We start from the raw sequence: 21,898 nt of genomic DNA, 5'->3' as shown, positions 1-21,898 counted from the left end.
AACGGCATCCTTTTGTGGCGGTGTTCGCCGCAAAAGATATAGTAAACAGCTGGAAATAGCTCCAGAAAAAAACTACTCCACTTTAAGAATAACAGGTAAAATAAATTGTGTTTTTACTGGAATTCCGCGTTTGATGGCTGGGTTCACTTTTGGAAAATCAACCAAACGAGCTTTAAGGATGCTATCGATTTTTATGGTGTCATAAGCGACTGAATCTTTGGGAAATTGGGGTTCGAATTGCATCTTGGCATTTGGGAAAATAGTTACTTTTACCTCTATTGTATCAAGTTCTGGATAGAGAATCGAAAGTGTGTCAACGCTCAATTTTTCTTGAATTAACTGAGTCATGAACTCAAAAAAGCATCGTTGACGTTGTGTTTTATTATCGATTTTCTCGCAATCCGCAATAGATGGAAACTCGTCGACTACTTTCCAATTGATGGCTTTGAGTTGTTTTTGCAACAATTCCTTTTCTGAAGGCACTTGTTTTTCGAAGTACTGACAGGAACTTAAAAATATAAATAGGAATAAAATGTAAAAATGCTTCAAGGTTCTATTTTTGAATTGATCTAATATTTTATAAAAATACAATTATTTATTTTGAGTCTGCTTCGAATTCAAATAATCGTCATAACTTTCGGAAAGCCATTTCTTTTTGTTTTCGGCTGCAACCTCTTTTTCTTTTGGATATAATGCACCTAATCGTTCAGAAAAAATAGCGATTTTTACAGTATAAGTGTAAAATTCTTTCCTCGTTAGGATACTATTTTGATCAAATTTTTTTTCGTTAAATTCAAAAAATAATTTTTCAAAATCTTTCAAGGAATAATTCAATACTTTTGTTTTATTCGCATTGAAGATGGAGTCTTTCAATACATCATCGGCACTATTTGTCTTTTTTTCTTGAGAAAAAGTTGCATTGATGGAAAATAAGACAATACATAGTAGAATTATTTTTTTCATACCTAGTTTCAATTATGTTTTAATTACCGTTTTCAAATTTACAAAAATTTAATTTATGGATGCACTAATTCTAACGATTGGATTTGCTTTTATTATTATTGGCATTTTTGGAAGTTTTATGCCTGTTTTGCCTGGCCCAAGTTTAAGTTGGTTTGGGTTAGTACTGCTATATTTTACAAATGCAGTTCCAGCAAATTATTGGATTCTAGGAATTAGTTTGCTTATTACCATAATTGTTTCGGTCTTAGATTATGTAATTCCAGCCCAAGGAACCAAGAAATTTGGCGGTAGTAGTTATGGCATTTGGGGAACAAATATCGGTTTGATTGTGGGAATTTGTGCACCTATCCCTTTTGGATTTATTATTGGTCCTTTTGTCGGCGCTTTTATTGGAGAACTTGTTTATGATTATAAAGACCACGACCGAGCTTTTAAGGCTGCAGCTGGTTCTTTTCTAGGATTTCTAGCTGGCAGTTTTATGAAGTTTGTGATTTGTATGATCTATTTAGGACTTTTTGTTTGGATTGTTTGGGAGAATAAATCACGGCTTTTCTATACTTGGATATACTTTTAAATCAAGTTCTCGAAACAAATTTTATGGCCTTGTTTAAATTTTTCATAAAAATCAAAAATACCCATCTAATTCTAAAAAAAATCAGATGGGTATTTTACCTTTTAATAATCGAAAATTTTACTGTAGTAAATGACTACCGATATTAATACATTATTCTTTTAAAAATTTTACCGAATGTTCTATCCCATCAGTGGACTTTATCTTTACAAAATATATTCCATTGCTAAAATCTCTTACATCAAAATTTGAAAACTTATCGAAGGAACCTTTAAATTGTCGTATCATTTTACCCGATATGTCATAAATATGTAACGACGTTGCTTCCACATTCATTTTAAAAACGTTTTTAACTGGATTGGGATACAGTTTTACTTGCATTAAATTCAAGCTGTTTTCATCGATTCTTAAAGTAGCACAATCTGTTTCAAGAACATCTAGTTTTACATTTGTACCCGTTGGAATATAGCAAGTATTTGCGGTTACACCAGTAATATCTACAGTTTGTGGTCCTGATGCACCTTTTGTGAAAATTACGTTGGTAGAAGCAATGTTGTTAAACGTATAAGAAAAATATCCATTTTCATCTGGACCTGTCATTGTTTTTCCAGGCCAAGATGCATTTGCTAAATTGGCTAGTGGCAAAGCATTCCAATGATACACATAGATTGTATTACCCCAACTTACAGGTGGTTTAAATTTCACAGTTAGATTACCTAATGCTAAAAAAGTATAGGATTGGCTAGCTACACCTGATGACAAACCGTCAGAATCGATAGCAATTGCTTTTATAGTTGTTGTGCTAGCAATACTTAGAGGAGCTGAATAAACTAACGATGCAGCAGTTGGAGTTGAACCATCTGTTGTATAATAAATAATCGAACCTAATTTATCATCTGTCGCTGTGATTGTTACTTCTACAGGAGAACCCACAATAAAGGTAGCTCCAACAGGCGCTAAGGAAACTACGGGTGCAGGATTAAAAGCAGATTTTGACCAAACTGCATAATCAGTTCCTGAAGCATTTAAAATCCATTCTGCTCCTGGATTCCACAACCCTGGACCAATTTTAACGGCTACCTTGCCGTCAATAATGGCAGAATAAAAAGTGCTCGAATTTAAAATCACTACTTTGCTATAGGCATTTAAATTATTAGCCTTTCTTATGCCCATTAATTTATTTATGGCCATTTCATTCGAAGAATAGGTTACAGTAACACCATCTTTTTTATAAGTCCCTCCATAATAATGTGGGAAGAAAATACAAGGAACACCTGGATGAGTTAAAATATAAGCATAGGCTTTCATGATGTTATTATTGTTAACAAAACTCCCTGATTTGACGAAAGTATCGTGATTGTCAACAAAAGTTACCGCTTTATCTGCATAACCAAACTGACCTGCTAAGCCTGGATTTCCATTCAACGAACTATAATTACCATTATTAAATGCAGGTTGCAAGCTATTATAGTAAAGGGTAAAATCAAAAACTGCCGATTTTCCGCCAGTTCCATCGATCCAAGACTTTAGTAAGTTAGTATTTCCATCCCAATATTCTCCTACAGATGAATAGGGTGATGAAGCGGTTAAATACTCACCAAAATAACTTGCCGAAAATCCTTTGGCTACATCCCATCTCCAACTATCAAAACCTAAGCCTTTCAGGCGTGTTAAATATTCCTTTACGCCATTTCGTACTTGCAAATCTGTATGATCCAAATCTCTTGCGCCATTAAAATCCTCACCTGTATCAGCTGTTCCGCAAGGTTTAACGCCATTAATTGTTACGAAATTTGCCTCGTCAGTACTTGTAATAGATTTGCAATCCCAAGTTGGATTTGTAAAATCCGTCCAGTTGGTAGATCCTCCTCTGTGGTTTACCACAATATCGGCCATAGGATGAATTTTTGGTGAACTGGTGTTTAAGGTGGTCAACAAAGTCCTTAATTGGGTTTCTGTTCCATAAGATGTTGAACTAAAGTTAAACAACTCAGTCGGAATATACCCTGTTCCACCAGTTGACTTACTTGGCGGTGGTAACCACAGAACATTTATACCAGCGACCGCATATCCACTTGCACGATTGTTTAAATAATTATATAATCCTCCTTCTGCAGCAACCGAAGGTTGATTGAAAACATCCCAACCAAATGCTTGCATCATTACATCATTGATGTTGGCAGAAGATTGTGCATGTAGATTTGAAGTTAAAGAATTGCAAATAAACAACAGCAAAATCAGTTTGTACTTAAAAAATAATTTCATTTTCATAGTGTATTGGGATAAGTAAATATTTGGTTTTAAAGAAACAATTGATATTAGAATGTCAAAGTTAGATATTTGAGTATTGATTTAACAAAATTAGTTTATATTATTACAGCGAAAACGTGATAGTGTTGATAAATTAATAGATTTCTGCTTTTTAATAGTTTTACAAAAAAATAGTCTGGTGCAGTAAATTAAATTCTAATTTTAATTTAAAACCCGTCTTTTTCTTCACAGAACAAGAAGGGTTTTCTATATTTAAATCAAACAGATATTTATAAATAATTATCTCAAACCATTAGCTATAGCAGCAATGCTTATAAAAACAATGATGAAAGCATAAAAACACAAAATAATCAAAGCAAAAATTCCAATGAATTTGTAATGTGATTTTAAATATTCAAATGAATTGGCAAGTGTTTCCGAATTATTGTCTTTTAAAGCAGTCTTCAAATTAGAGGCGAACCTATTCAAATAATATATCGGAAAGAAATAAAGCGCAGCTAATAGCAAATAAACCACAGTCATAATAATTCCCAATGCAGAACTAAACATCCCCATTTGCTCTAAAGGCATCATGTGACCAATTGTCGTAAAAATTGCTCCTGCAAAAATTGCTGCCACCACGATAAATCCAATTCCTATATAACCAAGAATGGATAAAAAATAAGCCCATTTTGCGGCTTCTTTTAGAAACCCTTTAGCGGATTCATTCAACTGCAATTCAAATTCTTCAATTTCAGGATATACTTCCATAGTGTTTGCTGTTTTTGTCAGACTCCAAATTTAATAAAATTTATAATACAAAACTATCTAAATATTTTTTCAAAAAAAACCACTTAACAAAAGTTAGATGGTTTTACTAAAGAGCCGGCGGAGGGACTTCCCGAATTGCTTCGCTTGGGATATCCCGAAATTTCGGGACTCGTCCCAATATTTTTCAAAATAAAAAAACCGCCCCGATATTTCGGGACGGTTTCTGATTGAGCCGGCGGAGGGACTCGAACCCACGACCTGCTGATTACAAATCAGCTGCTCTAGCCAACTGAGCTACGCTGGCGACTCATTGCGGATACAAATATAGGTTTGATTTTTAATTTTCCAAAAAAAACAGAACTTTTTATTGATTTTTTTTATTGTAAATCGTTGATTTTAGCAATCAAATGATTAGCAGTTTGTTCCAATTCAACATTGATTTGTTTGAAATGGGCTTTTTTGTTTTCAACATTCTTAGCATTTACTTTTGTAATCAAAGTATCAAAAGCAGCGATTGCTTCGTCGATTAAAGCATTTGTTTCTGTTGTTGGTTTTCCTGTAGTAGAAATTTCAAACAAGTAAACTGCTTCAATAATATCTCCTAAAACGTAGTTGATGTCCTTTTTTAAATTTTTAACGTTTGCCATTTTATTTTTAATTTTAATTTGCGATTGCAAAAGTACACATAAACTTTGTATAAGTAGCTATGAAATCGCCACTAAGAACAAGTTTGTTGCAAACAATTGGAAAATCATCGAACTCCGATGAAAATAATACCTTGTGAGATAAACACCATTTAGTAAGAAGGCGACCCGAGTACCGATAATTATCGGGACGAACTGGCGAAGCATACCATAAATGACCTTTAAAAAATAGAAATTTACATTTATGAAATATAAATTTCTAGAATTGACGCTTTTCCGCGGATAACATAAGTCTTCAGAGCCGCAGGAATTAAAATAGTATCACCTTTTATATATGTAAATTTTGCTCCTTCATATTCCAATTCAAAATCACCTTTAACACACATATAAACTGTAAATGAATTTCCGGTTTTGTTTACTTCAATTTCTCCGTCCAATGGTAGAAAATTAGTTGTAAAATAAGGACAGTTAACCATAGAATTGGATTGATTCAACTCTTTATTGTATTTTTTATAAGTATCAATTTTTTTGTAATTGATAGCATCCAATGCCAAATCAACGTGCAATTCTCTTTCATTTCCTGCCGCATCCACTCTGTCAAAGTCATATAAGCGATAGGTAATATCCGAAGTTTGCTGAATTTCTGCAATTACCATTCCAGCGCCAATGGCATGAACGGTTCCTGTTTCAAGAAAAAAAACATCTCCAACTTCCACATTTACATTGTCTAGAATCGAAAGTAAGGTTTTGTTTTTTAGATTTTCTACATATTCCGTAGCATTTGAATCTTCTTTGAAACCAACAATTAATTTGGAAGCTTCATCCGCTTGCATAACGTACCACATTTCGGTTTTTCCGAAAGAATTATGACGCTTCTTAGCCAATTCATCATTAGGATGAACCTGTATAGATAAATCTTCACGAGCATCCAAGTATTTGAAAAGCAAGGGGAATTGTTTTCCAAATCTTTTATAAACTTCAGTCCCTAAAAGCGCATCTGGATTTAAATCAATCAAATCATTCAGCGATTTTCCGGCTAAATTGCCATTGGCAACCACACTAACATCACCTTCAACAGTGGAGAGTTCCCAGCTTTCGCCAGTAATTTTGGAAGTAATGGGTTTGTTTAAAAGCGTTTTTAATTTTTCGCCGCCCCAAATTCTTTCTTTCAGAATGGGCTCAAATTGTAAAGGATATAATTTCATCTGAATATAATATGTGTTTTTTATTGGAAGATGGAACGCCTATAATCATATTCCTATCATGGCAACGGTAATTGTCTTAGGCGTTTCATTTTTATATTTTTTATCTAATTGATATAAACTGCAAAATAAAATAATTTTTGCATTAATATATGATTCTATTTTTATTTTATAATTCCATTTTTTTAATAATTTTCAGTGCTCTAGGGATATGATTAGTGGCCACTAAACTATCAAAAATCAAATGGATAACCCCGTTTTTGTCTGCTACATAAGTTACTCTTCCTGGAAGTAACCCAAATAAATTAGTCTTTACACCAAATAATTTTCTAAGTTTTTTATCATTGTCCGAAAGCAAAAGAAATGGTAACTTGTATCTCTTGGCAAATTTTTCGTGTGATTGCACACTATCGCTGCTGATACCGATTACTTCGGCTCCTAAATCTTTGAAATCTTCATATTGATCTCGAAAACTACATGCTTGTGCAGTACAACCTGGCGTATTATCTTTTGGATAAAAATAGAATACAACTGGCTTTTTCCCAATGACAGACGAACTATTAAAATCATTTCCAGTACTGTCTTTTGCAATAAAATCGGGAATTTTATCTCCTAGTGCTAATGCCATTATTCTCCTTTATAAGTTACAAAGTTCCTCGGTGTTTCATATAGAACCACTTCTAATTCCATTTCGGGTTTTATCCTTTTTCTTAATTTGTTCCAAATTACAACCACAATATTTTCGGCTGTTGGATTTAGATTTTCAAATTCGGGAACATCCAAATTCAGGTTTTTATGGTCAAAAGGATTTTCAACTTCCTCTTTGATTAAATCACTTAATATTTTAACGTCCATCACATAGCCTGTTTCTGGATCTATTTTTCCTGTAACACTGACAATCAGATCGTAGTTGTGTCCGTGAAAATTGGGATTGTTGCATTTGCCAAAAACGGCATCATTTTGCGCGAAAGTCCAATCTTTTCGATACAATCGATGTGCTGCGTTAAAGTGGGCTTTTCGAGATATAGTTACTTTCATTTCAAGTTAGAGGTTAGAAGTTAGGGGTTAGAAGTAAAGTTTAAAGGTTTAAGAGTTTAAATTCAAACAGAAATCTGAAATCTGAAATCTGCAATCTTAAATTTTATGCTCTTCTAAAAAATGATAAAACTCATCGAATATTATTTTGAACCAAACCGTGTAAATTTTGGGTTGCAACTGAATGTCTTTGGCCACATCCTCGATGCTCATCCATTTCCAACTTTCTACTTCGTCTGGATTAATTTTTGGCTCGTCATTATAATATCCAATCATGACGTGATCGAGTTCGTGTTCGGTCAATCCGTTATCGAATGGTGCTTTGTAAATAAAATGAAACAATTCTTTCAACCCCGTTTCGAAACCCATTTCTTCAAACAATCTACGACTTCCGGCTTGAATGTTGGTTTCGCCTTCGCGCTGATGACTGCAACACGTATTGGTCCACAACAACGGAGAATGATATTTTTGATGCGCTCTTTGTTGCAACATAATTTCATTTTTATCATTTAATACAAATACAGAAAAGGCACGATGCAAAACGGCTTTTTCGTGCGCTTCCATTTTGGGCATCAAACCTATTTGCTCGTCATTTTGGTTTACCAATATTACGTTTTCTTCTTCCATATTTTTTTTTAGCTTGCCAAAAATACGAAAAAAGAAATGGATTATTGCCTTGTAGAAAGTTTGTGAAAAGTTTAACGCGCGTTTAATATCTGAAAAGATTAATTTTATAAAATTAAATTTAGTAGCAAATCGGACTGATTTTATTTGATTTAGTCATAGATTTATAACGTTAAATTTTCCCTAATTACTAATTGATTTGTAAACTAAGCGACAATTTAATTTGGAAGTCAATACTACTTTTGAAAAATAAAAAAAAGTAAATTAGTAAAATTATGAAAACAAAATTTCAACTTCGAAAACTGCTCTTCTTGATTCCTTTATTTATGCTTCAAGCCTGCGGACAAACTGTAAACAACAAAAATAGTATTCAAAATTCTTCAAACATGGAAAATTCAATCAGCAAACCCGGAAATCCCTATTATTCGAATACCGACACCACAAAACTCATTGTCACTGATGCGGAATGGAAAAAAGTGCTTTCTCCAGATTTATATGCCGTTTCCAGAAACGCCGACACCGAAAGGGCTTTCACTGGAAAACTTTGGGATTCAGACGCTAAAGGCACCTATTATTGCGCCGCTTGCGGCAATAAATTATTCAAATCCGATCAGAAATTTGCCAGCAGTTGCGGTTGGCCTAGTTTTTTTGAACAAGAAAACAAAAATAGTGTGGTGTACAAAGATGACAATTCGTATGGAATGAAAAGAATCGAAGCATTATGTGGACGATGTGACGGACATTTAGGCCATCTTTTTGACGATGGACCTGCGCCAACAGGCAAAAGATATTGTATGAATTCTATCGCTTTGGATTTTGTTCCAGACCAAGTAATCACAGCAAATACAAACAAAAGCAATCTGGAAACCATTACTCTTGGTGGCGGTTGCTACTGGTGTGTGGAAGCCGTTTATGAAAATTTAAAAGGAGTGCAATCAGTAGTTTCTGGATTCGCAGGTGGAAAAAATGCCAATCCAACTTACAAAGAAGTTTGCACAGGAAATACGGGTCATGCCGAAGTGGTTCAAATTACTTATGACAAAACGATTACCAATATTGATGAGATTTTCAAGGTTTTCTTTACTGTTCATGACCCAACAACCTTAAACCGTCAAGGTGGCGATGTGGGAACGCAATACCGTTCTGTGATTTTTTATGCCAACGAGCAACAGAAAAAAGAAGGCCAATCTATTATTGACAAATTAAATTCCGAAAAAGTATATAGCAATCCAATTGTTACTACCTTGGAACCATTAACACAATTTTATAAAGCTGAGGACTACCATCAGAATTATTACCAAAATAATAAAAGCCAACCCTATTGCGAAATGGTAATTCAACCCAAAATTGAGAAATTCGAAAAGATTTTTAAAGACCGATTGAAAAAATAAATTGACTTAAAAACCGGAAAGAAATTTTCGGTTTTTTTATTGCCTTTAGTTTATAAATTAATCCCCCATTTATTCGTAGCAACAAAAACATCAAATATCTCGGAGAAATTCAATTTACATTTTTTTAAACACATAGGAGAAACATAGCTTTTATTGAATTTTTCAAGGCATTTCATTTTGCAATAGCCAAACATAGCTATGCTAAAACCAAGAATTGGTCTATCTCGTTCTTTTTTCTATGTTTCTATGAGTTTCATTTTTTTATTTTTCTAAAATTCTAATAGTTACAACCAATGAGTTAGAGTATATTTATTATATTTGAAAAGCAAAATAAATAATTTACTTTCACAATATAAAATTTCATCAGAATGAAAATAGCTCTTTTTACCAATGAATTCCCACCCAATATTTACGGTGGCGCCGGTGTTCACATCGATTTTTTAAGCCAAGAATTAGCCAAATTAGGTCAGGTCGAAGTGCGCTGTTTTGGCAATCAAAACGTAGATACTGATTCGATGCACGTTCGTGGGATTACTTCTTCCCTTACTAAAATGGTTGACGATGCCAATCCGCACATCAAAATGTTTCACAATATGAGTCGAAATGTCGAACTATCGCAAGCCACACCTGAGGCTGATGTTATTCATTGTCATACATGGTACACGCATCTCGCCGGAATTTTGACGCGCGAATTGTTGCAATCACCATTGATTTTGACCACACATAGTTTAGAAACGCATCGTCCTTGGAAGGTGGAACAACTTGGCAACGGCTATTTCCTTTCGCGTTGGATCGAAAACAGCGCTTACAATACTGCAGACGGAATCATTGCAGTGAGCGAACAAATGAAAGAAGATGTCATCGAAGCCTATGGCGTTAATCCCGAAAAGGTCACAGTAATTCACAACGGAATCGATCCCGAATTCTACCAACCAACCTTTGATAACAATTTACTTTTGGAATTAGGAATAAATCCTAACATTCCTTTTGTGTTATTTGTAGGACGCATTACACGACAAAAAGGGATTTCGCAATTGATTTCTGCCGCTAAATATTTCAATAAAAATTGCCAAATCGTACTTTGCGCCGGAGCTCCCGACACCAAAGAAATCGCCGAAGAAACCGAAGCTTTGATAGCCGATTTGAAAAAGGAAAGAGGCGGAGTTATCCTCATCTCGGAAATGCTACCACGCGAAAAAATAAAAGTGTTGTACAGTCACGCCCGCGTTTTTGCTTGTCCATCTTTATACGAACCTTTTGGCATCATCAATCTCGAAGCGATGGCCTGCGAAACGCCCGTTGTGGGAAGCCACGTAGGTGGAATCCCAGAAATCATTGTCGAAGGAGAATCGGGTTATTTAATACCGCTTGAAAGCGTTTCCAGAACCGATTTTAATCCAGCAAATCCAGAAGCTTTCCAAAAAGCTTTTGCAACCAAAATTAATGTTTTGTTAGAAGACGAAGCCTTGGCTACCCAAATGGGAAAAGCCGGAAGAGATCGCGTCTTGAAAATTTTTAGTTGGGAATCTATCGCAAAAACTACATATGATTATTATCAAAAAGTGATTGACGGATTTGTGAAGGAGAAGGCTTAACTATGTTTTAATAGTAAACCTACAACACAAAAAATAGTAATTCGTTTTTTTGTGTTGTTTGAAATAAATTATTTAAACCTGACAATAAGATATACTGTAACCTTAGTATGTGAGTATATTTTACAGTTCCAGCCGATTACAAAATGACACAACAAAAAAAATGAAAATTATAAAATGACATTAAAAGAAGCGATTTTAAAAAGTTTAGGGGAATTGAATAAGCCTTCAATATATATGGACATTTATAACCATATTGAAAAAAATAAATACTTTGATTTTGGAAATTCAAAAACTCCATTTCTATCAGTTTCTGGCGTTTTGACTGATTTTATTCAGAAAAACGACACAAGAGTTAAAAGAATAAAAAGCGATGGAAGAAGTTACTCCTATTATTTGACTAAAAATGAACAAAATATAAGTATTGAAATTTTGAGTGGAGATGTTGAAATTCAGACTGATAAACCTAAGAAAGCAGATAAAAGTAAAGTATACGAAGAAAGAGATTTACATAAAATTTTAAGTAGTTATTTAAAAAACACAGACACGTATTCAAAGACAATCTTTCACGAACAATCTAACGGCAAAGACAACAACCAAATTTGGACACACCCAGATATGGTTGGAATTAAATTTTTAAATCTTCAATCTAAAGTAAGCCAAAACTTTCTAAAATCAATTAATAGAGTTGACACTTTCAAATTGAGTTCATACGAACTAAAAAGAGAAATTAATAGTGACAGCGAACTAAAAAAAGCATTTTTTCAAGCGGTTTCAAATTCAAGTTGGGCAAATTATGGCTATTTAGTAGCTTTGGAATTTAGCGACAGTTTAAATGAGGAAATGGCAAGACTTAATCAATCTTTTGGAATTGGAATTATAGAACTAAATGCAAATCCATACCAAAGCAAAATACTCTATCCATCGGTTTTTAGGGATTTAGACTTCAAAACAATTGACAAACTTTGCAAAATGAATAAAGAGTTTGAGAAATTTATTGAACAAACGGAAAAACTAATGACCGCAAGTGAAAAATATGTTTCAGGAGCCGAAAAAGAACTTGACGAATTTTGTGATGGCTACTTTGCAAACGATACAGAAGTTGAAAGTTATTGCAAAGAAAAACATATACCGACAAACGAAGAATAACAACAATTCGATAGCGAATTTGCAAACCGACGGCAATGATTTACAATTATCAATAAGACCGGATAGTGCAGATTTGCAATCCGTGTGTACTACTAATCTCAAAGTGAACAAAACGAAATTGAAAAAGCATTGAGTTTAATCGAAATGTATTTTAACGATAAATTAAAAGAAAATGGAAACTAAAAGTTGGACAGCAATTAAAGACGATGTTTACGGAAGTAAAGGAACTGAAAGACGTGATGAATTAGAACGAGATTTTGGGGGTTTTAAAATTGGTTTAATGCTAAAAAAAGCTCGTGAAGAAAAACATTTAACACAAACAGAACTCGGGGAACTTGTGGACAAAAAACGGGAATATATTTCAAAAATTGAAAACAACGGAAGTAACTTAATGCTAAAAACCCTTCACGACATTGTTGTAAAAGGATTTGATGGAAAAGTAAAAATATCCATTGAAATGTAAATCGATATTGCCTAAAAAGATTGGAATAGGCAAGAGCTAGAAGCTCAATATAACATAGAGTTAGTACGAAATTTTTTCGACTTTCTTTCTAAAGTTCTAAGAGCTTTCCTCTGGAGAGCTCTTAGGGAATTCCTCGAACAGGCAGTTTTTCAACAGCAAAACTGCTTTCGCAAAGCTCCAAAAACTTTGTTATCAATAGTTTCGCATAAACACTAAATATAACAAAACAACTATTACATCCTCAATTATGAAAAATTTGCTTTATTTCTTTTGCACAGTTTGTATGATTTCAAACGCAAAGGCACAAACAATTAACTTTCCTGATAAAAATCTTAAAGCAAGATTACTTAAGGCTGAAATTGGCAACGGAATTGCATATCAACAAGGCGGTTCTTTTAAAATTGACTCAAATAATGACAATGAAATTCAAGTTAGTGAGGCATTATTGGTTAATGATTTAGTTTTATATAATTGCGGTATTTCAGATTTAGGTGGTTTAGAATATTTTACAAATCTAACTCATTTAAACTGTGCAAATAATACCATTTCAAAGCTAGACTTGTCTACTTTTCCTAAATTAGTGGGCTTTGACGCATATAATAATAGATTGACCAGTTTAAATGTTTCAAACTTGACTGTTCTAACTAACTTTTCTTGTCTTAACAATCAAATTACTTCGTTATTGCTATCAAACTTACCAAAATTATTAGTAATAAGATGTGAAAACAACTTATTAACAACATTATCCGTAAACAATCTACCTAATTTAAGTGACCTATTTTGCAACAATAATATGCTGAGCACATTAGACACGAGCAACTTGACGCAATTAGGTAAATTAAATTGTGCGTCAAACCGTTTGAATACTTTATATATTATAAACAACTCCATTGAAGCACCTATATATTTAGATTTCTCAAATAATCCCAATCTTGAATATGTTTGTGCAGATGATTTTCAATTGACACAAGTTCAAGAAAAGATTACAGAATATGGATATTCAAATTGTTATACCAATTCATACTGTTCTTTTGTTCCGGGTGGAAATTTCTATACTGCAAATGGGTCTATCAAATATGACGAAACTAGTGATGGTTGCGATGTATTGGATATTGCATTTCCAAATTTAAAATTGTCTATGTCAAATGGAACAAATACTGGAAATGTATTTGGAAATAGCACTGGAAATTATACTTATACAGTTCCAGACGGAACATACACAATGCAACCTGTTTTAGACAATCCAACTTATTTTACTATTTTTCCAACTTCTGTAGATATAACTTTCCCAACACAAGCAAGTCCGTATTCTCAAAATTTCTGTGTTACGCCAAATGGTTCTCACCCCGATTTAGACATTAATTTATCTCAAATGAATTGGGATTATACTGCAATGCCTGGTTCAAATAATACTTATAAAATCATATACAAAAACAAAGGCACCAATACACAATCTGGAACCATCAATTTCTCTTTTGATGATGCAGTAACTGATTATGTTTATTCAAACCCAAGCGCATCTGGTCAATCTGTGAATACATTAGTTTGGAATTTCAGCAACCTAAAACCATTTGAATCAAGAGAAATACAAGTTATTTTACATTTTAACTCAGACACTGATTTGCCACCTGTAAATGATGGTGATTTATTTGCTTTTACTTCATCAATAAATACAGTTTCAATTGATGAAACTCCAAACGATAATACTTTTATTTTAAATCAAGTTGCTAGTAGTCTTGTATTATTAAACAATGTAACAAACACGTTAGACAATAATTTTATAGTATACCCAAACCCAACAACAAATACTCTTTATATAGAAAATAAATCCGCAAAAAAAGAATCTATAAAAGTTTATAATAGCATAGGACAATTAGTAATCAATATCAATGAAGCAGAAAAAATTACGGCTTTGGATGTCACACCCTTAAATACCGGAAATTATTTTATAATTATTCAAACAGAGAAGGGAATTTATAAACGTAAATTCATAAAAAATTAGTTTTATGAAATAAAATAACTACTACTAAAAGCTAGGACTATTATGTTCTTAGCTCGCTACTGGCTCCAGCAAGTAGCTCGTGGAAACAAACAAGAACCCAATAGCGGATTTTCAATCCCTGTCCATTCCAATTCTTCAATAAATTATCCCATCAAATATGCTCACAGCCATTCATCCAAAGTTACCGATGCGCGACAAAAAGGCAACAAGGATCTTTTATAGTAACAAGTTAGGTTTTCAAGAATTTGGAAGTGCTGACTTTGACGGCTATTTAATGATGCAAAAAGATGGAATTCAAATTCATTTTTTTGAGTTCAAAACATTGGATTCAAAAGAAAACTATGGCCAAGTTTACATTAGAATAGATGCTATTGATACCTTTTATCAAACTTTATTGGACAATAAAACAAGCATTCATCCCAACGGGCAACTAGAAATAAAACCTTGGGGACAAAAGGAATTTTCTGTTCTTGATCCAGACAACAACCTGCTGACTTTCGGACAAAGTATATAAAAGCGTACCAAACGATGAAAAAAATCTTCCTGACTTTACTAGTTTTACTTTTTGCTATCATTAATCTTACAGCACAGAAGAGAGAAACATGCATAATTAAAACATCATTAGGCGATATCAGTGTAGCATTATATCCTAAAAAAGCACCGATTACGGTTGCCAATTTTTTGAAATATGTTGATGCCCATTTGTATGACAACACGACTTTTTTTCGTTCAGTAACTTTAAACAATCAACAAAAGGATTCCGTAAAAATTGAAGTCATTCAAGGTGGCGAAGTCGATTCGACAAAAGTTTTCGCCGCGATTCCACTCGAAAGAACAGCAAATACAGGCGTGCTTCACAAAAACGGAGCGATTTCTATGGCGAGAGACACTCCAGATTCGGCGACATGTAGTTTTTTTATTTGTATCAATGACCAACCTTCGTTGGATTTTGGTGGTAAAAGAAATAAAGACGGACAAGGTTTTGCCGCTTTCGGAAAAGTTATCAAAGGAATAGATGTGGTCAAAAAAATTCAACTCCTTGCACCAAACGACAACCAATATTTCAAACCTCCATTAGTGATTCTGTCCATCATTCGAAAATCACTATTGTCCGATAAAAATTAGCAATATGGGTTTTGTGCTTCTTTGTGAAACTTCGTGTAACAATTTTGTTGGTTTTTACACGAAGTTTCACAAAGAAAAAAAAGATTCACTAAGAAAATTAATAAGATACAAAATCAAGGAGTTGTTTTAAAATTATAATCTTAATCCGTGAATTAAAGAAGCTTATAACATCAAACATATTTTTTATCGGACAACAATGTTCGAAAATAATAAAATCTATTTTTCAAACAAATCTCGACTTGTGTAACCAAAGTTACGCTCCAAGCACATTCCTTGCATTAATTTCGCTCCATAATAATTCAGATAACACTTTATAACGTGTAAAATAATTGAAAAATGGAAATGGAAAAATTAATTGCAGCAAACCAAGGAACAATTGTAGATGTTCGAACTTATGGAGAATTTATAGGTGGCAATGTGGCTGGTTCTATCAACATTCCGTTGAATGAAATCCCAGTAAGAATGGAAGAATTAAAAGCACTGAAAGCACCACTAATTTTGTGCTGCGCATCAGGTGGGAGAAGTGGTGAAGCCCATAATTACCTATCAAAATATGGTGTCGAATGTTATAATGGCGGATCTTGGCTCAACGTAAATTATTTTAAATCTTTAAGCAATTAATAAAAATGATCAACACATTAAAAAAATTATTCGGATTTGGACCTAGCGTCAACTACGCAGAATTGGTGAAAAACGGCGCCATAATTTTAGATGTTCGTTCTAAATCGGAATTTGCCAGTGGACATATTCAGGGTTCTATTAATATTTCGGTTGACGCGTTAAAAAACAACTTGGGAAAACTAAAAGACAAAGACCAACCTATTATTACCTGTTGTGCTTCAGGAATGCGAAGTGCTTCGGCCAAAAGTATTCTTGCATCGAATGGTTATACTCAAGTGTACAATGGTGGCGGTTGGTACAGCCTTAAAAATAAAATTGGATAAGTTGAAATCACTTCCAAGCTTATCTTATTATTTTAAAATTGTATTACTGTTGCTTTTTAATTTTTGCAACATATTTCGTCAACTCCTTTCCGTAAAGTGACTGCGCTACTTTTGGAGACATCGATTTTTGGATGGTGTCTAAATATTTGATATTGATATCGTAGATTTGGGATAAAGCAATGTAGGGAGACACTTCAAAATCTCTATTGTTGAGGGCGAAATTTGTGGCAAAAAGGTATTTGCGTCTCGTATTGTTGTCTTGTCTCGCGGCTAAACTATCTGCTGCTTTCGCATTGCTATTTTTTAGGGCATTGAATTTTTGTTGAATCATATCCAAGTTTTCATCTCTAAAACGCGCATTTATTTTTTGGTATTCTTCATATTTTTCGTGATTTTTAGAACCGCTAACTTTTGCACTTGCAATATACGAATCGAGATTGGTTTCAATATTTATGGTTCCTGGTTCGGCAAAAAACAAAATATTATTGTCCATTGAATTGGTTACTCCTCGGTCTAAAAATAAATAAAGCATCTCGGGTGATTTTAAATCTAAATTGGTGTCAAATTTTGAATCCCCATCAATTTTTATCGAGTCCAAAGCAACGAGGCTTGTATCGACTACTCGCTGAATGTATAGAGTTCCTTTTTTTAATCCTTTGATATTTCCTGTAAGATGCAGGTTAGTCTTTGATACTTCTTTGTTACACGACACTAAAAGTAAAACGGCAAAGAAGCTGACGATAGATTTTGTCATTGTTAGATTTTTTTTGCAAAATAAAGCAAATTGTTCCAAATTGTAGTTATTAAATTCATGTAATTTTATAAAAAAACCAATCGTTTAAGATTGGTTTTTTTACAAATTACAGTGCTTTTTATCCTTTTAACCAAGCCTCTTTTAATGCTGTTTTTGTTGCATCGGTAGCAATGAAACTATCTTTTTCTTCATAAGGAAGTTTTACTTTTCCTTTTATAATTTGTTCTTTGCCTTCACGCTTGATCTTAACAGAAATTGAGTCGTTTTCTTTCCACTTCTCGCTGTCTGAAATCATATCATAAATATTTTCTAAACTGTAATTTTTATCGTTGATTGACACCAAAATATCAGATCCTTTAAGTCCAAGACTGGTATAGAAATCGTTCAATTCAATATTTGGAATAATTATAATTTCTTTGGTTGCTTGATTTACAGTAATGTAAGGAACTTGACCTTTCAAGAAAACATTCGCTGCTGCTTTTTTTGTCGATTTTGTTACGCCAACTTTCGCCAAAAACATATCATAAGGTATTGGTGTTGGGCCTGAAACATAAGTTTTCAAGAATTCTCCAACTGCTGGATAGGTCAATTCGGTTATTTTTGCAAAAAGTTCCTCGTCATTAAATGCTTTAGAAACGCCATATTCATTAGATAATTTTTGCATTAAGTCTAGAATTCCTCTTTTACCATTGCTGTTTTCTCTTATAATAATATCCAAACACATTCCTATCAAGGCTCCTTTTTCATACACATTCAAATATTGTGTTTTATACGGTTCAACAAGTACATTTTTGCTCATTGTTGTAAATGGCATCGTGTCATTCATTTTGCTGGCGTTTTCAACTTTTTCTGCCATTCGAGTATAAAATTCCTCTTCGTCAATTAATCCTTGATTGATTTGAAAAAGATTGGCAAAATATTCGGTTACGCCTTCATACATCCATAAATGTTCGGACATTTTTGGTGCATTGTAATCAAAATTTTGAATTTCTTGCGAATGAATCGTCAACGGCGTTACAATATGGAAAAACTCGTGAGAAACGACATCTTTCAACTGTTGCGCTAAAGCATCACTGGGCATCATTTCAGGAAAAACAACAGTTGTAGCGGTTGGATGTTCTAAAGCTCCAAATCCTTGAGCATCGTTTTTCATGGTAGACAAATACAGCAAAATAGTGTATTTTTTGGTGGTATTTATAGCACCCAAAAAATGTTTTTGAGCGGTCATTACTTTTTTCATGTCAGGAGTAATAGCATCTGCTGTTATTTTTCCGTTAGGAGAATAAACCGCAATTTGAATTTCCATATTGTCAACGCTGAAAGAAGTGTAATTTGGTTTTGAGTACATAATTGGAAATTCCACTAATTCTGCATAACGGTTGGTTACAAAAACATCATTCGTGGTCGCTGGATCTTGATCGGTCATTGAGGTTGCACCCCAAAGTGCTGCTGGATGCGAAATGTTTACCTTGTATGGGGTTGCCATAAAATTTGTAAAATAACCCACAAAGCAATGCGTGTTTAGCATTATGTTTTTGCCAGCATCGATATTAGAGCCCGATGGCGAGAAAATATCACCACCACCAAAACCTTCGCCTTTTTCGGTATCATAGGTATCGTTGACTAAATAAGTGATTTTATTCAAACTTTTAGCATTAGCAATAGACCACGAATTTTCGTCAGTTTTTTTAACGGTCAATGCGTTTCCTTTTTTGTCAAAAGCCTTTAAATCATCAATATGCTTTCCGTAATTATCTTCTGAATAAGTACCCGGTACCGTTTTCGGAATGCTAAACGTAATTTCATCGGTTTTGATTTTAGGAGGTAGTACTGTTACTAAAACCTTGTCGTCGCTGATGTTGTTAAGATTGATGTTGACCTGAACTTCTTCTTTAATAGAAGAGGCAGTTGATGAACTGGCCGTTTTACAGCTAACTAAAACGGTAGCAAATGCGAATGCGAAAATTATTTTTTTCATTTATTTGGATTTTAAGTTTGGGTATTAGACAGAATTAGTATAGAATTGTTACAGTTGCTGTAGATTTATGGAGAATACTATATTGGATAAAAAAAACTCCCTTGGAGTAGGAGTTTCAAGTTTTAATCGAGTTTGTTTTTTATGTAATATTTACCATCCAAATCTTCGTCAAAATCATCTATTTTGGCAGGTTTTGGTTTTGGTTTACTGGCAAGCGCTTTCTTTTTCCACATTTCGAATTTCTCGGCAGGCATCTTTTTTTTCATGATTTCAAGAACCTCTTTTTCGGCTAAGCCAAATTCTTTTTTGATGATTTCAAAAGGATTTCGTTCTTCAAGGGCGAATACAACAAGTTTTTCTGTTTGTTCCCAATTTAATTCTGTGCGATTACTCTTCTTCATTAGGTGAAAATTAATTCAATTTTGTTGTAATGATTGGTTTTTAAATTTCTATTTTAAATCATTGACCAATATTAATAAAAAAAATAATTACTTTTTAGGTAAAGCCAAATTATTTTATGGTTTTTACCTATTTTCTTGTGAATGCTATACTTAGAATGGCTTTTTTGGTCTATTTACCCTCATACTAGTATAAAGGATTCGTTCTTGGCGAGGTATATATCTGTAACTTTTTGGATGGCATGCGATGCTGTATTAAAAAAGTGTGTAAAGATTTTTTTAGTACAGCATTGCGCACCCGGCTTTTAATAACGTTTTGTTTTTAAGGAAGATTTGGTGAAGTTTGGCGATAAGACAAATAAATGTTTTTACTATACCGTCAAGTTTGGCGATAAGGCAAAGAAAAGTTTTTACTATACCGCCAAGTTTGGAGATAAGGCAAAAAAAAGTTTTTACTATACCGCCAAATTTGGCGATAAGGAAAAGAAAAGTTTTTATTATACGCCGCTATTCTGCATTTGAAATTTTATTAGTCTTTGCACTATATGTGGTATTATTAATGAAATTGTTTAAAGTAGTATTGGGTTTTTAAATCTTGATGTAAAAGAAGCTACTTCGTCTTGGCGCAATTTGGTTACTCCGTCTTGGCGCAATTTTGGTTTCTACATTTTATATACAATTTACAATTTCTTACTATCGCCAAGAACTTCTTGGAGGCCTCTCGCTGTGTGCGGGAAGGTTTCAGGACTTCTTGGAGGCTTCTCGCTCTCTGCGGCAAGGTTTCTGAGGTTCTATTTTGCTTCTCGCTCTGAGCGGGAAACTTTCTGAACTTCTTGGAGGCTTCTCGCTGTGTGCTGCTATCCGACACGCGATATTTACTTCATATCCGATCAGGTAACAATAATTAAATATGTATTAGCTTCATTTTTTTTTCTTCTTATTGTAATTAATTACCATCAATATCAGAGTATTTTATGGCTAGATTGATAAGACATAATTCTTGAATATGATAATCTATTTTTTCTTTGAAAATTACAGTTAGAGTTATATTCTTTGTTGAAAGTAAACTTTCAATTTTTACATTACCAATAACTTTACCATCTATTAAAATATTACATAATTCTTTATAAATCAAGTAATCAAATTTATGTTTAATACTAATTTCAGTAGTGCCAAAAAGCAAAACTTCCTTACCTTGTATATTTTTAAAGCTGATTTTTTTTTCAAGCTTTTGATAATTAATGTTCTCTACGACAAATGGCAAAAAACTATAGTGACTAGTTTCAAGTATTAAAATGTCATTCTTGTAAAAAGCTAAAGATATTTTACTGTTCCATTTAAAAGTTCTTTTAATTCTGATTAATAAGTTATCGTCACAATCTAAAATTAAAATATCCCCATATAATAAAATCTTTATTTTAATCACCTTTCTTAATTCCAAACTTAAAGTTTAAGTCAACACCCATTAAAGCTTTAAAACCTTCACCAACATCAAGGTAATAGCAATTGTTTTTATTTGATTTTAATTTAGCACTTGGTCTTTTTAAGAATAGGCGGTTATACATTCAGTGCCCACTGTAATAATCCACTAAAACAAAACTAATACAATTACTTCTATTTCATAATCTAATCCTAATTAATTTCTTGCCAAACTAAAATAAGAAACCCCGATAGCGCGGATTTGCAATCCGCGCCCACTCCAATAAACCTTTAAAACAAAACTAATACAATAACTTCTATTTCATAATCGAATCCTAAATAATTTCTTGCCGAAATAAAATAATTTCGCATACTAGTTTCACTTCGTTCCCTATATATAAAAAATGTTTTGAATACTAGTGTCGCTTCTTACCCTATATATAGAAAATGTTTTGCACGCTAGGGTTGCTTCGTTCCCTATATGTCTCGTCCTAAAATAAGTTTACATATTTATACTTAATCCTAAAATAGATTTACAACTCATTTTTAGTCCTGTTATTGGTTTACAATAATAGGACTTTTTACATAATAATTCTTCCATAATTTTTCAGTTTTTATATTAT

General features: G+C 33.2%; 23 protein-coding genes and 1 tRNA gene. 10 read left to right on the top strand and 14 right to left on the bottom strand.

Annotation, left to right across the window (positions count from 1 at the left end; all coding sequences use genetic code 11):
- Window positions 1-72: 72 nt before the first annotated feature.
- The gene (locus tag RMO83_RS09510) at window positions 73-549 is read right to left on the bottom strand and encodes a hypothetical protein (RefSeq protein WP_310559445.1); all 477 of its coding nucleotides are present in this window, start codon (window positions 547-549) and stop codon (window positions 73-75) included.
- Window positions 550-591: 42 nt separating this feature from the next.
- Entirely contained in the window at window positions 592-963 is a 372-nt protein-coding gene (locus RMO83_RS09505) for a hypothetical protein (RefSeq protein ID WP_310559444.1), read from the bottom strand.
- A 55-nt stretch (window positions 964-1,018) separates the two neighbouring features.
- Here RMO83_RS09505 and RMO83_RS09500 point away from each other — a divergent pair, with 55 nt between their 5' ends.
- Window positions 1,019-1,537, top strand: a complete 519-nt coding sequence (locus tag RMO83_RS09500; protein WP_310559443.1) for a DUF456 domain-containing protein — start codon at window positions 1,019-1,021, stop codon at window positions 1,535-1,537.
- A gap of 150 nt (window positions 1,538-1,687) precedes the next feature.
- Here the strand turns inward: RMO83_RS09500 and RMO83_RS09495 are convergent, their stop codons facing one another.
- From RMO83_RS09495 to idi, 8 genes are all read right to left on the bottom strand, one after another.
- Window positions 1,688-3,799, bottom strand: a complete 2,112-nt coding sequence (locus RMO83_RS09495; protein WP_310559442.1) for a chitobiase/beta-hexosaminidase C-terminal domain-containing protein — start codon at window positions 3,797-3,799, stop codon at window positions 1,688-1,690.
- A gap of 285 nt (window positions 3,800-4,084) precedes the next feature.
- Window positions 4,085-4,555: a hypothetical protein gene (locus tag RMO83_RS09490; RefSeq protein WP_310559441.1), complete on the bottom strand. Its 471-nt coding sequence runs from the start codon at window positions 4,553-4,555 to the stop codon at window positions 4,085-4,087.
- A gap of 230 nt (window positions 4,556-4,785) precedes the next feature.
- A tRNA-Thr gene (locus RMO83_RS09485) sits at window positions 4,786-4,859 on the bottom strand.
- Window positions 4,860-4,932: 73 nt separating this feature from the next.
- Window positions 4,933-5,202: a hypothetical protein gene (locus RMO83_RS09480; protein ID WP_310559440.1), complete on the bottom strand. Its 270-nt coding sequence runs from the start codon at window positions 5,200-5,202 to the stop codon at window positions 4,933-4,935.
- A 239-nt stretch (window positions 5,203-5,441) separates the two neighbouring features.
- Entirely contained in the window at window positions 5,442-6,410 is a 969-nt protein-coding gene (locus tag RMO83_RS09475; protein ID WP_310559463.1) for a type I phosphomannose isomerase catalytic subunit, read from the bottom strand.
- 160 nt (window positions 6,411-6,570) lie between these two features.
- Window positions 6,571-7,029 carry a peroxiredoxin gene (locus RMO83_RS09470; RefSeq protein ID WP_310559439.1) on the bottom strand — a complete coding sequence of 153 codons (459 nt, stop codon included), beginning with the start codon at window positions 7,027-7,029 and terminating at the stop codon, window positions 6,571-6,573.
- Complete coding sequence (locus RMO83_RS09465) at window positions 7,029-7,439, bottom strand: 6-carboxytetrahydropterin synthase (RefSeq protein WP_310559438.1); 411 nt, start codon at window positions 7,437-7,439, stop codon at window positions 7,029-7,031. The genes RMO83_RS09470 and RMO83_RS09465 overlap by 1 nt, the downstream gene beginning before the upstream one ends.
- Window positions 7,440-7,535: 96 nt before the next feature.
- The gene (gene idi, locus RMO83_RS09460; protein ID WP_310559437.1) at window positions 7,536-8,063 is read right to left on the bottom strand and encodes an isopentenyl-diphosphate Delta-isomerase; all 528 of its coding nucleotides are present in this window, start codon (window positions 8,061-8,063) and stop codon (window positions 7,536-7,538) included.
- Window positions 8,064-8,335: 272 nt separating this feature from the next.
- Between idi and RMO83_RS09455 the strand changes: the two genes are divergently transcribed.
- The 9 genes from RMO83_RS09455 (at window position 8,336) to RMO83_RS09415 (ending at window position 16,726) form a co-directional block, all read left to right on the top strand.
- Window positions 8,336-9,451 carry a bifunctional methionine sulfoxide reductase B/A protein gene (locus RMO83_RS09455; protein WP_310559436.1) on the top strand — a complete coding sequence of 372 codons (1,116 nt, stop codon included), beginning with the start codon at window positions 8,336-8,338 and terminating at the stop codon, window positions 9,449-9,451.
- Between the two features lie 368 nt (window positions 9,452-9,819).
- Entirely contained in the window at window positions 9,820-11,046 is a 1,227-nt protein-coding gene (gene glgA, locus RMO83_RS09450) for a glycogen synthase (RefSeq protein ID WP_310559435.1), read from the top strand.
- A 174-nt stretch (window positions 11,047-11,220) separates the two neighbouring features.
- A complete protein-coding gene (locus tag RMO83_RS09445; protein WP_310559434.1) occupies window positions 11,221-12,192 on the top strand; it encodes a hypothetical protein in 972 nt (323 codons plus the stop codon).
- Between the two features lie 172 nt (window positions 12,193-12,364).
- Window positions 12,365-12,655 carry a helix-turn-helix transcriptional regulator gene (locus tag RMO83_RS09440; protein WP_310559433.1) on the top strand — a complete coding sequence of 97 codons (291 nt, stop codon included), beginning with the start codon at window positions 12,365-12,367 and terminating at the stop codon, window positions 12,653-12,655.
- A 247-nt stretch (window positions 12,656-12,902) separates the two neighbouring features.
- Complete coding sequence (locus tag RMO83_RS09435) at window positions 12,903-14,657, top strand: T9SS type A sorting domain-containing protein (RefSeq protein ID WP_310559432.1); 1,755 nt, start codon at window positions 12,903-12,905, stop codon at window positions 14,655-14,657.
- A 157-nt stretch (window positions 14,658-14,814) separates the two neighbouring features.
- Window positions 14,815-15,171: a VOC family protein gene (locus RMO83_RS09430; RefSeq protein WP_310559431.1), complete on the top strand. Its 357-nt coding sequence runs from the start codon at window positions 14,815-14,817 to the stop codon at window positions 15,169-15,171.
- Window positions 15,172-15,185: 14 nt separating this feature from the next.
- Window positions 15,186-15,782, top strand: coding sequence for a peptidylprolyl isomerase (locus tag RMO83_RS09425; protein WP_310559430.1), 597 nt, complete (start codon window positions 15,186-15,188; stop codon window positions 15,780-15,782).
- 336 nt (window positions 15,783-16,118) lie between these two features.
- Complete coding sequence (locus RMO83_RS09420) at window positions 16,119-16,403, top strand: rhodanese-like domain-containing protein (protein ID WP_310559429.1); 285 nt, start codon at window positions 16,119-16,121, stop codon at window positions 16,401-16,403.
- A 5-nt stretch (window positions 16,404-16,408) separates the two neighbouring features.
- On the top strand, window positions 16,409-16,726 hold the full coding sequence (locus tag RMO83_RS09415) for a rhodanese-like domain-containing protein (protein WP_310559428.1): 318 nt from the start codon (window positions 16,409-16,411) through the stop codon (window positions 16,724-16,726).
- Window positions 16,727-16,769: 43 nt separating this feature from the next.
- Here RMO83_RS09415 and RMO83_RS09410 read toward each other — a convergent pair whose 3' ends face one another.
- The 4 genes from RMO83_RS09410 to RMO83_RS09395 form a co-directional block, all read right to left on the bottom strand.
- Window positions 16,770-17,480 carry a DUF4369 domain-containing protein gene (locus tag RMO83_RS09410; RefSeq protein WP_310559427.1) on the bottom strand — a complete coding sequence of 237 codons (711 nt, stop codon included), beginning with the start codon at window positions 17,478-17,480 and terminating at the stop codon, window positions 16,770-16,772.
- Between the two features lie 118 nt (window positions 17,481-17,598).
- Complete coding sequence (locus tag RMO83_RS09405) at window positions 17,599-19,458, bottom strand: peptidase M61 (protein ID WP_310559426.1); 1,860 nt, start codon at window positions 19,456-19,458, stop codon at window positions 17,599-17,601.
- A 122-nt stretch (window positions 19,459-19,580) separates the two neighbouring features.
- Entirely contained in the window at window positions 19,581-19,859 is a 279-nt protein-coding gene (locus RMO83_RS09400) for a DUF2805 domain-containing protein (RefSeq protein WP_310559425.1), read from the bottom strand.
- 943 nt (window positions 19,860-20,802) lie between these two features.
- The gene (locus tag RMO83_RS09395) at window positions 20,803-21,297 is read right to left on the bottom strand and encodes a hypothetical protein (RefSeq protein WP_310559424.1); all 495 of its coding nucleotides are present in this window, start codon (window positions 21,295-21,297) and stop codon (window positions 20,803-20,805) included.
- Between the last annotated feature and the right edge of the window lie 601 nt (window positions 21,298-21,898).

Source organism: Flavobacterium sp. (genome assembly GCF_031423415.1).
Classification (GTDB): Bacteria; Bacteroidota; Bacteroidia; order Flavobacteriales; family Flavobacteriaceae; genus Flavobacterium.
Note: the sequence above shows the minus strand (reverse complement) of the source record. Positions and strands in the feature narration are given on the sequence as shown.